The 12,688-nt window shown below is 65.6% G+C and carries 12 protein-coding genes; 1 reads left to right on the forward strand and 11 read right to left on the reverse strand.

Features of this window, described 5'->3' with window-relative positions; translation table 11 throughout:
• Positions 1 to 64: 64 nt before the first annotated feature.
• The 9 genes from XH93_RS03065 to XH93_RS03105 form a co-directional block, all read right to left on the reverse strand.
• Positions 65 to 1,063: an ABC transporter ATP-binding protein gene (locus tag XH93_RS03065; RefSeq protein ID WP_194472347.1), complete on the reverse strand. Its 999-nt coding sequence runs from the start codon at positions 1,061 to 1,063 to the stop codon at positions 65 to 67.
• Entirely contained in the window at positions 1,060 to 2,073 is a 1,014-nt protein-coding gene (locus XH93_RS03070) for an ABC transporter ATP-binding protein (RefSeq protein WP_194472348.1), read from the reverse strand. Before XH93_RS03070 ends, XH93_RS03065 begins: the two co-directional genes overlap by 4 nt.
• Positions 2,073 to 2,966 carry an ABC transporter permease gene (locus XH93_RS03075; protein WP_194472349.1) on the reverse strand — a complete coding sequence of 298 codons (894 nt, stop codon included), beginning with the start codon at positions 2,964 to 2,966 and terminating at the stop codon, positions 2,073 to 2,075. The genes XH93_RS03070 and XH93_RS03075 overlap by 1 nt, the downstream gene beginning before the upstream one ends.
• 267 nt (positions 2,967 to 3,233) lie before the next feature.
• On the reverse strand, positions 3,234 to 4,181 hold the full coding sequence (locus tag XH93_RS03080; RefSeq protein ID WP_139479775.1) for an ABC transporter permease: 948 nt from the start codon (positions 4,179 to 4,181) through the stop codon (positions 3,234 to 3,236).
• 92 nt (positions 4,182 to 4,273) lie between these two features.
• Positions 4,274 to 5,872, reverse strand: coding sequence for an ABC transporter substrate-binding protein (locus tag XH93_RS03085; protein ID WP_194472350.1), 1,599 nt, complete (start codon positions 5,870 to 5,872; stop codon positions 4,274 to 4,276).
• Positions 5,873 to 6,274: 402 nt separating this feature from the next.
• Entirely contained in the window at positions 6,275 to 7,162 is an 888-nt protein-coding gene (locus tag XH93_RS03090) for a TauD/TfdA family dioxygenase (protein WP_194472351.1), read from the reverse strand.
• Positions 7,163 to 7,295: 133 nt separating this feature from the next.
• Positions 7,296 to 7,994 (reverse strand): DUF2270 domain-containing protein, encoded by a 699-nt coding sequence (locus XH93_RS03095; protein WP_229174334.1) that lies wholly within the window; start codon positions 7,992 to 7,994, stop codon positions 7,296 to 7,298.
• 111 nt (positions 7,995 to 8,105) lie between these two features.
• Positions 8,106 to 9,656: an AMP-binding protein gene (locus XH93_RS03100; protein WP_194472352.1), complete on the reverse strand. Its 1,551-nt coding sequence runs from the start codon at positions 9,654 to 9,656 to the stop codon at positions 8,106 to 8,108.
• 106 nt (positions 9,657 to 9,762) lie between these two features.
• Positions 9,763 to 10,917 carry an iron-containing alcohol dehydrogenase gene (locus tag XH93_RS03105; protein WP_194474972.1) on the reverse strand — a complete coding sequence of 385 codons (1,155 nt, stop codon included), beginning with the start codon at positions 10,915 to 10,917 and terminating at the stop codon, positions 9,763 to 9,765.
• A gap of 408 nt (positions 10,918 to 11,325) precedes the next feature.
• Between XH93_RS03105 and XH93_RS03110 the strand changes: the two genes are divergently transcribed.
• Positions 11,326 to 11,628 carry a hypothetical protein gene (locus tag XH93_RS03110; RefSeq protein WP_139479770.1) on the forward strand — a complete coding sequence of 101 codons (303 nt, stop codon included), beginning with the start codon at positions 11,326 to 11,328 and terminating at the stop codon, positions 11,626 to 11,628.
• On the opposite strand, the gene XH93_RS03115 is transcribed toward XH93_RS03110, so the two are convergent.
• Together XH93_RS03115 and XH93_RS03120 are read right to left on the reverse strand one after the other, a co-directional pair.
• The gene (locus tag XH93_RS03115) at positions 11,621 to 12,148 is read right to left on the reverse strand and encodes a GNAT family N-acetyltransferase (RefSeq protein WP_194472353.1); all 528 of its coding nucleotides are present in this window, start codon (positions 12,146 to 12,148) and stop codon (positions 11,621 to 11,623) included. The two genes, XH93_RS03110 and XH93_RS03115, sit on opposite strands and share 8 nt — an antisense overlap.
• A gap of 13 nt (positions 12,149 to 12,161) precedes the next feature.
• Positions 12,162 to 12,683, reverse strand: a complete 522-nt coding sequence (locus tag XH93_RS03120; protein WP_139479768.1) for a phage tail protein — start codon at positions 12,681 to 12,683, stop codon at positions 12,162 to 12,164.
• Positions 12,684 to 12,688: the final 5 nt, after the last annotated feature.

Here is a 12,688-nt window from a genome sequence, read left to right on the forward strand (position 1 = left end):
ACGAAGCAATCCACGCCGCCGCGAACGGATAGATGGATTGCTTCGCTTCGCTCGCAATGACGGTTTACGCGCCTTCACTCCGCCCCGTACCGTCATTCAGCCAGCACGCCACCTGATGCCCCACGCCCGCCTCTTTCAGCATCGGCCGCTCGGTCTTGCATCGATCCATGGCGTAGCGGCAGCGGGTGTGGAAGGCGCAGCCGGAGGGCGGGTTGATCGGGCTCGGCACGTCGCCGTCGATCAGCGGCGTGAGCCGCTTGGCCTTGGGGTCGGCGATCGGCACCGAGGCGAGCAGCGCCTGGGTGTAGGGATGGCGCGGATTGGCGAACAGCTCGCGCTTGTCGGCGATCTCGACGATGCGGCCGAGATACATCACCGCGACGCGATGGCTGATATGGGCGACCACCGCGAGGTCGTGCGCGATGAACAGATAGGAAAAGTTCTGCTTGCGCTGCAGGTCGATCAACAGATTGATCACCTGCGCCTGGATCGAGACGTCGAGCGCGGAGACCGGCTCGTCGCAGACGATCAGCCGCGGCCCGAGCGACAGCGCACGCGCGATGCAGATGCGCTGGCGCTGGCCGCCGGAGAACTGATGCGGAAAGTTCTTCATCTGGTCGGGCCGCAGCCCGACCTGCTGGAACAGCTCCGCGACGCGCTCCTGCTTCTTCGCACCGGTCGCAAGGCCATGCACGCTCAAGGGCTCGCCGACGATGTCGCCCGCCGTCATGCGCGGATTGAGCGAGGCGAACGGATCCTGGAACACGATCTGCATCGAGCGGCGGTACGGCCGCAGCGCGGTCTTGCTGAGCGGCGCGATGTCCTCGCCGTCGAGCTTGATCGCGCCGCTGGTCGGCTCGACCAGGCGCAACACGGTGCGCGCCACTGTCGACTTGCCGCAGCCGGATTCGCCGACCAGGCCGAGCGTCTCGCCGGTACCGAGCGCGAAGCTGACGCCGTCGACCGCGTGCACGGTGCCGACCTGCCGGCGCAGCACGCCGCCGCGCACCGCGTAGTGCTTGACGAGATCGGTGACCTCGAGGAGCGGGCGCTGTTCGGTCATGACGCCTCCGCCAGCTCGCCGGCGCGCCAGCACGCCGCCCAGTGATTGCTCTTGACCTCGCCGAGCGGCGGATACTCCTGGCGGCAGCGGTCGACCGCGAGCTTGCAGCGCGGCGCAAACGCGCAGCCGGGCGGCAGCTTGGTCAGCGACGGCACCATGCCCGGAATTTCGGTCAGCCGCTCGTCGGTCTTGGCGCCGAGCGCGATCACCGCCGGCATCGAGGCCATCAGCCCGCGGGTGTAGGGATGCAGCGGGGTCTCGAACAGCGCCTCGACGGTGGCTTCCTCGACCTTCTTGCCGGCATACATCACGATCACGCGCTGCGCGGTCTGCGCGACCACGCCGAGATCGTGGGTGATCAGGATCAGGCCGGTGCCGAGCCGCTTTTGCAGGTCGACGATCAGCGCCAGGATCTGTGCCTGGATGGTGACGTCGAGCGCGGTGGTCGGCTCGTCGGCGATCAAGAGCGCCGGCCGGCAGGCCAGCGCCATTGCGATCATCGCGCGCTGGCGCATGCCGCCGGAGAGCTGGTGCGGATATTCGTGGGCGCGCCGCTCCGGTTCGGGGATGCGCACCAGCCTCAACATGTCGACGGCCTGCTTCCAGGCCTCCTTGCTGCTGACGTTCTGATGCAGCCGCACCGCCTCGATGATCTGGTCGCCGATCCGCATCACCGGGTTGAGCGAGGTCATCGGCTCCTGGAAAATCATCGAGATGCGGTTGCCCCTGATGTCGCGCATCGCGGCATCGTCGAGCTTCAGGAGGTCGGTGCCTTCGAGCATCACCGAGCCGCCGACGATGCGGCCGGGCGGATCCGGCACCAGGCGCATGATCGACAGCGCGCTGACGCTCTTGCCGCAGCCGGATTCTCCGACGATCGCCAGCGTTTCGCCGCGGCGGACCGAGAACGAGACGTCGTCGACCGCGCGGAACAGGCCGGAATTGGTGAAGAACACCGTCTGCAGGTTCTTCACATCGAGAACCATTTCTGCCGTGGTTGCCTCGCTCATCAGCCGCGCTGCCTCGGGTCGAGGATGTCGCGCAACGCGTCACCGAACAGATTGGTGCCGAACACCGCAAGGCTGATGGCAATGCCCGGGAAGATCACCAGCCACGGCGCGGTGCGGACATATTCGGCGGCGGATTCCGACAGCATGCGACCCCAGGACGGATAGGGTTCGGGAATGCCGAGGCCGAGGAACGACAGCGACGCTTCGGTCAAAATGGTCGAGCCGAGCTGCGCGGTGGCCAGCACGATCAGCGGCGCGATGGTGTTCGGCAGCACGTGGCGCAGCGCGATCCGCATCTCGCTCATGCCGATCGATTTGGCGGCCTCGACGAAGGGCTGCTCGCGCAGCGCCAGCGTGTTGGCGCGGATCACGCGGGCGACCGTCGGGATCAGCGGGATCGCAATCGCAAGGATCACGTTCGGCAGCGACGGGCCGAGCGCCGCGGTCATCACCAGCGCGAGCACCAAAAGCGGCAGCGATTGCAGGATGTCGGTGACCCGCTGGAACAGGAGATCGACCCAGCCGGAGAGATAGCCGGAGGTGAGCCCGACGATCACGCCGAGCGTCGCACCCAATGTCGTCGAGCCGATGCCGACCGCGAGCGAGATCCGCGCGCCATGGATGATCCGGCTCCAGACGTCGCGGCCGAAGGAATCGGTGCCGAACCAGTGCAGCGCCGAGGGCGGCGCCAGCCGGTGCGCGGAATCGACGCTGAGCGGATCGTAGCGGCTGATCAGGTCGGCGAACAGCGCGGTGCAGACGAACAGCACCATGATGATCAGGCCGACGGTGCCGAGCACATGGCGCTGCGCCAGGAACGCAAACCGCCCCCAGCCGCCGGTGGCGTTGGCCCCGGCCCGTCGCAGTTCGCTCTCGAAATTGATCGTGGCCACGGCTAGTTTCCTTGCTCCGCGTTCGCGGAACTATCCTCCCCCTCTCCCCGCTTGCGGGGAGAGGGTTGGGGTGAGGGGGAGTCTCCGCAAGCGCGGTGAGAGTTGGATTCGCGGAGACTCCCCCTCACCCGGATCGCATCTGCGATGCGACATAGCCGAAGCTTTGCTTCGGCGTTCTTCTCAACGGCCGCCGACGGCGGCCTATGCCTCTCCCCGCAAGCGGGGCGAGGTGAGACCGGAGCTCGGACTTCGACCAACGTTGTCATGTCAGTCTCCGAACCGGATCCGCGGATCGATCGCGGCATAGAGCATGTCGACGATGAAATTCACCACCACCACGACGACGGCGATGAACATCACGAGGTTCTGCACGATCGGATAGTCGCGCCAGCGCAGCGCTTCGACCAGGAAGCGGGCGATGCCGGGAATGTTGAACACGGTCTCGGTGACGATCAGGCCGCCGATCAGGAACGCGGCCTCGATGCCGATCACGGTGATCACCGGCAGCACCGCGTTCTTCAGCGCGTGGTGGTAGTTCACCGAGGCTTCGGAGGCGCCCTTGGCGCGCGCGGTGCGGATATAGTCCTGGCGCAGGATCTCCAGCATCGAGGAGCGCGTGATGCGCATGGTCAGCGCCGCGCTGCGGAAGCCGACCGCCGCTGCCGGCACCGCATAGATGCTGAACGCCTCGAACCAGGTTCGCGGGTTCGGATTGAAGATCGGCATGGTGCCGAACAGCGAGACCGAGGCCATCAGGATCAACAGGCCGAGCCAGAACGACGGCAGCGACAGCCCGCTGAGGCTGACGACGCGCAGCGCGTAATCGAGCTTGGAGCCCTGGTGCACGGCGCTGATGACGCCGAGCGGAATCCCGATCGAGGCGGAGAACAGCAGCGCCAGCCCGGCGAGCCGCGCGGTGATCGGGATTCGCGGCAAGATCTCCTGCAGCGCAGGCTTCTCCGAGACATAGGAATAGCCGAGATCGCCGTGCAGCAGGCCGCCGATCCAGTTGAGATACTGGATCACGATCGGCTGGCTGAGGCCGAGCTCGCGCTCGAGATTGGCCTTGTCGGCGGGATCGACGAAGCCGGCGGCGTCGAACAGGATGTCGACGATGTTGCCGGGCACGACCCGCAGCAGCACGAAGATGATGACCGAGATCCCGAACAGGGTCACGAGCATCAGAAATAGCCGCCGGACGATATAGGCAAACACCCTGGCTCTTCTCCCTGACCCGTAGCTTACTTGACGCGCTCTCTTGACGCGAACGGTCTTCCACTTCGCTCGAAAGCGCGCTCGGGCCTCGACTACTTGTCGAGCCAGACGTCCTCGTATCGATAGCCGTTATAGGAGCTGTTTGACATTACCGTGATGTTCTTGACGTAAGGCTGCCAGCAGGTTCCGGTCCTTGCATGGAAGATGATTGGACGGGCGACGTCCTCCTGCAGCTTCTTGTCGATGTCCCAGACCAGCTTCTTGCGCTTCTCGACGTCGGTCTCCTCCGACTGCTGGTCGAACAGCTTTTCGATGTCCTTGTTGCAGTAGTTGGTGTAGTTCCGCTCCGAGCCGCAGGCATAGTTCTCGTAGAACGACTGGTCGGGCTCGTCGACCGCGTTGCCGGTGAGGTTGAGGCCGAGCGAATAGTCCTTGCGTGCGACCTTCGGGAACCACTGCGCGGTGTCGACGACATCGAGCTCGGCGTCGATATAGATGCTCTTGATCTGGTCGATCAGGATGATCGCAGGATCGCGATAGACCGCGATGTTGCGGGTCGACACCTTGAGCTGCAGGTGCTTGTCGGGGCCATAGCCCGCCTTCTGCATCAGCTTGCGGGCCTCCTCGCGGTTCTTCTCGATGTTGGGGCCGTAACCGGGGATCGATTCCAGCATCTCCTTCGGCATCGCCCACAAGCCCTGCGGCGCCGGCTCCATGGTTCCGCCGATGTCGCCCTGGCCTTCGAACATGATCTGGATGAACGCCTTGCGGTCGAGCGCCAGCGCCAGCGCGCGGCGGATGTCGATGTTGTCGAACGGCGGCGCGCTCGAATTGATGATGATGTTGGTGGAGACGTTGTTCGGTTCCACCACGCAGACCGCATTGGGCGCCTGCGACTTGACGTCCTTGAGCAGCGGGATCGAGACCTCGGTCGGGAACGTCATGTCGAACTTGCCGGAGACGAAGCCGAGGATCGCGGTGGAGCGGTTCGGGATGATGGTGAACTCGATGCCGTCGAGATAGGGCAGGCCCTTCTTGAAGTAATCCGGGTTCTTGGTCAGCTTGATCGACTCGTTGGCCTTGAACTCGACGAACTTGAACGGACCGGTGCCGACCGGCTTGGTGCGCATCTCTGCCGGCGACACGTGGCAGGGATAGACCGGCGTATAGCCCGAGGCGAGCAGCGACAGCAGCGCCGGCTGCGGCCGCTTCAGCTTGAACGAGGCCTCATAGTCGCCGTTGGTGGTGACCTCGTCGACCTGGTCGTACCAGGATTTGCGCGGGTTCTGCCGGAACTTTTGCTGCGACTTGCCCATCAGCATGTCGAAGGTGCATTTGACGTCGGCCGCGGTGAACGGCTTGCCGTCATGCCATTTCACGTCGTTGCGCAGCTTGAAGGTCAGGGTCTTGTTGTCGCCACTCCAGGCCCAGCTCTCTGCCAGCTCGGGCCGGATCGTCTTGGCGCTGTTCTGGGCGATATGCTGGTCGAAGATGACGAGGTTGTTGAAGATCGGCATGAACGGAACGTTCAGCGAATAGGTCGCGCCCTCGTGGATCGAGGCGCTGCCGGGACTGTCGCGGTGATAGATCCTGAAGATGCCGCCGGATTTCGGCTCGCCGTTCGCATATGAAACGTCGCTGATCGCCAGAACAGACACCACCGCGACGGCCAGCGCTTGCACGCTCCGCATAGTCCCCTCCACACAACTCGGTCTCAATGGCCGATTGGCATTGACGATACCATGGTGAGCCCGCCGGGCAACCGGCGAGGGGCGCGCAGGGATTGGCAATTCGGATGACGCGCCAGAGCAAAAATTTCCATGGTCCGGGAATAGTGTGGTGAGGCACGGAACTCGCGGTTTGTTTTGCTATGCAGCGATGAGTTTCCTTGCCGTGATGAGCGACAGTTTGTCGCTTGATCTGATCTCTCCAGCGCACTCCCAGCGTTTCCCGTCATCCTGAGGTGCGAGCCCTTGCGAGCCTCGAAGGATGCACGGCCCGGCTGGTGGCCGATTCATCCTTCGAGGCTCGCCCAGCGGCGCAATTGCGCCGCAAGGCTCGCACCTCAGGATGACGGAACGACATGCTCGCCCTCACTCCGCCGCCTGCGATGACGGCGGCGTCACGCTCGCGACGCCGTCGGCGTCGGTGGCGGAGATGGTGGTGCGGATCATCAGGCGGCCCTCATGCGCCGGCCAGGGGCGGCCGCGATGCATGGTGGCGCGGTTGTCCCACATCACGACATCGCCCTGCTTCCACTGATGCAGATAGGTGGTGCCGGGCGCGGTGGCGGCCTCGGTCAGTTCCTCGATCAGCGCCTTGCCTTGCTCGGCATCCATGCCCTCGACGCCGTAGGCGTGGGAGGCGAGATAGAGCGCGCCGCGGCCGTTGACCGGATTGCGCCATACCATGCGCCAGCACACCGGCGGCAGCGCATCGACCTCCTCGGGTGTCGCGAGCCCGGTCGCGACCTTGCTGCGCGAATGCGCGTAGGAGTGCCAGGCGAAGCAATTCTCCAGCCGCTTTGCCTGCGCGGCGTCGAGCCGCTCGAACGCCAGCCGCATCGAGGCGAATTCGGTCTCGCCGCCATGCTCGGGGATGATGCGCGCCGAGAGGATCGAGGTCAGCGCCGGCACGCGCTTGAAGGAGGAATCGGTGTGCCAGAGCTGGTTGGCCCTGGCGCGCAGCTGCTGGCGGTGATCCGACGGCACCACCTTGCCGTCGGGCCCGAAGGTCGAGAGGATCACGAAATGCGAGCCGGTGCCCATCGAGCCGACCTTTGTCACCTCGGGCGGGCCGAAGCGGCGCGAGAAGGCGAGCTGGATGTCGTCGCTGACCTCCTGGCCGCGGAACACCAGCACCGAATGTTCCTCGAACGCCGCGCGCACCGCAGCATAGGCGGCATCACTGGCGGCGACATCGGCGAGGGTGACGCCGCGCAGTTCGGCGCCGAAACCCGGAGCGAGCGGGATCACATCCATCGGCGGGTCCTCCCATTCTTGTTGTTCTGTGGCGAGCTTATGGGAAAGGCCGGACGGCGACAATGCGCGCGCCCGTCGGGTCCGGCATGCAGCAGGCCGCGAGACTGTGCCCCGACCGGGACGCGGACCAGCGTCATCCCATCGCGATCAGGTTGCGCCGCTCGCGGCGTTTGGCGGCCTCGAGGCGATGGGTGACGAGCGCAAAGATCGCCCAGCTGGTGTGAAAGGCAACGCCCGCCAGAATGACGATGTCGCCCGGGATCGGCCCGATGGCCGCGCGTTGCGCAACCTCGGAGAGCGCGGTCAGAGGCCCGGGATGGATCGCGAGCTTGCCGTAATAGGCGATGGCCTGGATCGCGAAGATCCAGCCATAGGTCCGCCGCAGCCGCCGCCCGATCGCGCGGGCATAGCTGATGTGATAGCTCGGATGGCGATAGTCGTTGGCGAGCAGCTCGGTCCAGCGCCCGTTCGGCGACAGGCTTTCGCCGCGGATCATCGGTGCGTAGAAATCGGTTTCGAGCAGCCGCGCGCGGGCGCGCCAGACGTTGAAGTAGCGGTAGCGCCGCGCCTCGAACAGCAGGAACACGGTGACCAGGAGGCCGACCAGCACCATCGGCAGCGGCGATGCCTCCGCGTTGCTATAGGTCGCCGACAGCGCGATCCCGGTGGTCACCACCGCCCAGTTGGTCGAGCTGTCGAGGCGGGTGCGCCAGACCGTGGAGCGGTAGATCTCGCCGCGATAGAGATGGGCGAGCGCACCGATCTCGGCGGCGGTGAATTCGAGCCTTCGGGCCGCTGAGGGCTCCGGCTCGCGCGGCTGGGGCGACGGCATGGCGGCCTCCGGCGATGCAGGCTTGCGATTGCGGAGCATAACGCGAAATCCGCGCCATGGGCCAGTCCGTTGCGGCCTCTCGCATCGGTCCGGCGTGCCGCACCGCCGCGCTCACACGATCCGCGAGGTCTTGTTGCCCCAGTAGCGGTCGCGCAGCAAGCGCTTGTAGAGCTTGCCGGTCGGCAGCCGCGGCAGCTCGGCCTCGAAATCGACCGAGCGCGGCACCTTCTGCCGTGACAGCGACTGCGCGCAGAACGCGATCAGCTCCTCGGCGAGATCGGGCCCGGGCGCGACGCCGTCGACCGGCTGCACCACCGCCTTCACCTCTTCGCCGAGATCGACATTGGGCACGCCGAACACCGCGGCGTCGGCGACCTTGGGATGGGTGATCAGCAGGTTCTCGCATTCCTGCGGATAGATGTTCACGCCGCCCGAGATGATCATGAAGGTGGCGCGGTCGGTGAGGTAGAGAAAATTGTCGTCGTCGATGTAGCCGACATCGCCGACCGTGCTCATGCTGCCGTCGGGCGAGCGGGCTTCCGAGGTCTTGGCGGGATCGTTGAAATATTCGAACGGCGAAGCGGTCTTGAACCACACCGTGCCCGGCGTGCCGTTCGGGCAGGGCTTGAGATTCTCGTCTAGGATATGCAGGTCGCCGAGCAGGACCTTGCCGACGGTGCCGCGATGCGCCAGCCATTCCTCGCTGTTGCAGGCGGTGAAGCCGAGGCCTTCGGTGGCGCCGTAATATTCATGGATGATCGGGCCCCACCATTTGATCATGTCGTCCTTGACCAGCGCCGGGCAGGGCGCGGCGGCGTGAATCGCGATCTCCAGCGACGAGAGGTCGTAGCGGTTGCGCACCTCCTCGGGCAGCTTCAGCATGCGCGAGAACATGGTCGGCACCAGCTGGGTGTGGGTGATGCCCCATTGCTGCACGAGCTGCAGGTAACGCTCGGGGTCGAAGCTCTCCATGATGATGACGGTGCCGCCCATCCGGATCGTGAGATTGACCGCGGCCTGCGGCGCCGAGTGATAGAGCGGCGCCGGCGAGAGATAGACCATGCCTTCGCGGTAGTGCCAGAGCTTGATCAGGAAATCGAACAGCGGCAGGTTCTGTGCTGGCGGCTGCTCCGGCAGCGGCCGCACGATGCCCTTGGGCCGGCCGGTGGTGCCGGAGGAATACAGCATCGCGGTGCCCAGCGCCTCGTCGGCGATCGGCGTCGACGGCAGGCCGGCGGTTGCTTGCGTCAGGCCGACGATACGTTCGCTCTCGCCGTCGCCGTCGACCACGATGCAGAGCTCGACCTGCGGACACTCCTTCAGCGCCTCGCGCGCGACGTCGAGCTTCAGCTGCGAGGTGATCAGGATCCGCGACTGGCTGTTGGTCAGGATGTAGGCGAGCTCGCCCGGCGTGAGGAACGAATTGACGCAGGTGAAGTAGAGGCCGGCGCGCTCGCCGGCGCCGCAGGATTCGAGATAGCGGTCGTTGTTCTCCATGAAGATCGAATAGTGGTCGAGCCGCTTCATGCCGCGCCGGCGGAACAGATGCGCGAGGCGGTTGTTGCGCGCCTCGAGCTCGCGATAGGTGACGATCTCGCCGCTGCCGGCCATGATGAAGGCGGGTTGCAGCGGGCGCAAATGAGCATGCTTGCCGGTGTACATCGAACCTCAGATCCCCGTTGATCATGATGCGACGACGCGATCACATCATGATCGCATCTCCTGTTTGATCGCTCCGGATAGCCGGTCCCGCGGTCCGAATCATGCGTCAGGCCGCTATCACGAGAATTTCCCGGACCTGGGCCGGGCCGTCGATCCGGCGCGGATTGCGCGGCACCCAGGGGGTGCGCATCGCCTGCGCCGCGATGCGGTCGAAATGCTCGGGGCCGACGTGCACGTCCCGCAAAGTGCGCGGCATGCCGAGCGCACGGATGAAGCGGTCGAGCACGTCGCCGGCGTCCGCGCCCGGATGACCCATCGCGGCCGAGACCAGCGCCTGGCGGTCGGCATTGTCGCGCTTGTTCCAGCGCAGCACCGCCGGCAGCATCACGCAGGACGTATAGCCGTGCGGCACGTCGAACTCGGCGCCGAGCACATAGCCGATGCCGTGGCTCGCGCCCATCGGCACGCCCGAGGCCAGCGGCCCGGTCGAGAGCCAGGTGCCGATCTGGCAATCCATCCGCGCGGAGATGTGCCTCGGGTCGGCCTTCACGCGCGGCAGGCCTTGCGCCAGCATTTCCAGCCCCTTCAGCGCCTGGGCGTCGCCATAAGGATGCGCCTCGCGCGAGCAGATGCCCTCGACGCAATGGTCGACGGCGCGGATGCCGGTCGACAGGAACAGCCAGTCCGGCGTGTGCACCGAGATTTCAGGATCGAGGATGGTGGCGCGCGGCATCACCAGCGGATGGCGCAGCATCTCCTTCTGCCGCTTGGCCTCGTTGGTGACGCCGGCGATCGAGGAGAACTCGCCGCCGGCGATCGTGGTCGGCACGCTGATCTGGCGCACGGTCGGCGGCTTCATCTCCGGCGCAACGCCGCCACGGGTGCGGATCAAGTCGATGCCGTCGGAGGTGGTGACGTCGTTGGCGAGGCAGAGCTGCACCGCCTTGGCGCCGTCGGTGATCGAGCCGCCGCCGATGGTGACGATCAAATCGGCCTGCGCGGCGCGGGCCTGCGCGGTGGCCGCGATGACCGCGGCGCGCGGCGTGTGCGCCGGCATCTGGTCGAAGGTGCCGACGCAGCGGCTGCCGAGCGCCTGGCGGATTTTCTCGATCTCGTCAGTTTCGCGGTTCAGCGTCCCCGACACCATCAGGAAGGCGCGCTGCGCGCCGAGCCGGTCCAACTGCTCGACCACGGCCTCGCGAGCCGGGTGCCCGAACACGACCTCGTCCATGGCGCCGAAGATGACACGGCCTCGATGCACGCGCCCGTCCTCCCTTGACTGCGCCGCCTTGCCGGCAGCCTTGGCGGGCAGGTTAGCGGAGGAAAGCGGGGCCGTCATCAGGGGTGTGCGGGGTGGGGGGTGTTGGTGTTGGCCTGATTCAAGCGTCAAGCGGCTAGCTCGGTGTCATCACCCGCGCATGCGGGTGATCCAGTATTCCAGAGGCAGCAGTGCTTGAATCGATGAGCTGCGGCGTACTGGATCGCCCGGTCCATGTGCGCAATCGCGCACAGGCCGGGCGATGACAGTTGTGGAGGGAGGGCGCAGCCGTGCATACCCGCGACGTGATTTGTCCGAGTTTAGTTTTGTCGCGCTACTCGTCCGCGCATTTCGTCGCGCGTTGCGGCGCGCGGCGTGCTACAGCTTGGCGACATCTGGGGAAGCATCGGCATGACATCATCGGTTGATCTCGCGAAGCTGCACATCGACGACTTCGCTGCGCACACGGACAGCATCTTCGAGCTGCAGGCGGCGGATGGCGTCGTGCCATTGAAACTGGCCAAGGTCGATCCCGCCGGCAACAGCGGGCGGCCAGGCGGCGCGTTCTCGCTGTTGTTCGCAGCACCCAGGGGACAATGGCTGCCGCAGGCGATCTACCCGGTGCAGCATCCGGCGCTGGGCGTGATGGAGATTTTCCTGGTGCCGATCGGGCCGCTCGCGGACGGCAACGGCTATCAGGCGGTCTTCACCTGAGGTTGGGCCGCTTCCAGCGCATCAAATCGTAGACGCCCTTGTCCTCCTCGACCGCAAAGCCGAGGCGGCGGTAGAGCCGCATCGCCGGATTGAGTTTCTCGACATGGATCGAGACGTCCTTGCCGGCGGCCGCCGCCTCGTCCATCACATCGCGCAACACCGCTTCGCCATGACCTCTGCCGCGATGCTCCGGAAGGAAGGCGATGTCGATGATGCGGTGCTGGCTCGGCCAGCGCTCGATATAGAAGCGGCCGATATCCCGGCCGGCGTGGGCCGTCACCAGCCAGTCGGCCTCGGGATAATACTTCTGATAGTGCGCGTGTTGCCCGCGAAACTGGTCTTGGAGGAATGCCATCTTCTGCGCATCGCTCCAATCCGTGACGGCCAATTCCTCGATTCGGGTCGAGACGTAAACCCGTGCCAGAAACGACAGGTCGGTATCGACGATCGGGCGGAATGTCAGGCCAGCGTCCGCCGCACGCGCCCAGCCAAACGGAACCGCAGCGACGGACGCTTCCATGATCGAAGGCCAATCAGCCGCGCGGCGGGAAAACGCCCTGCAGCGCAATGTTGAAATAGAAGGTCAGATACGGCTGCATGTTGTTGTGCGGCTGATTGCCGCCGGCGGGGCTGATGGCTTGCGGTGCCAAGGATACGAGGCTGCTCGCCGCGCCCCATGCGTTGCCGCCATTGGAACGAGCCAGGGACGCGCCGCTTGGGTTGAAATGATCGGAGGGATCGCTGCCGTAGGCCTTGAATTGATGCGAGTGCGAGGGAATTTCGGACTCAAGCAAGGTTACAGTATCCGACCCGCCGGTTTCCCCGAGGTCATGCAGCGACAGGCCCGGGCCCTGGCCGGGGTGCATCGGCGCGCGGCCCTGCAGGTCGGGCAGTGCGAAGTTGCTCTTGCCGTTGCCGCCGTAGGTGGTGCCGAGCAGGGAGAATAGCGCGGTGTTCTGCGAGATCGGCAAAAGCTGGCCGTCGCACCATGCCCAGCCCGTGGGTGCGAAATTGAACGGAAAGATGCGGATCTCCGCGACGAACGGGTCGGCCATTGTCG

Source organism: Bradyrhizobium sp. CCBAU 51753, assembly GCF_015291565.1.
Taxonomy (GTDB): domain Bacteria; phylum Pseudomonadota; class Alphaproteobacteria; order Rhizobiales; family Xanthobacteraceae; genus Bradyrhizobium; species Bradyrhizobium ivorense.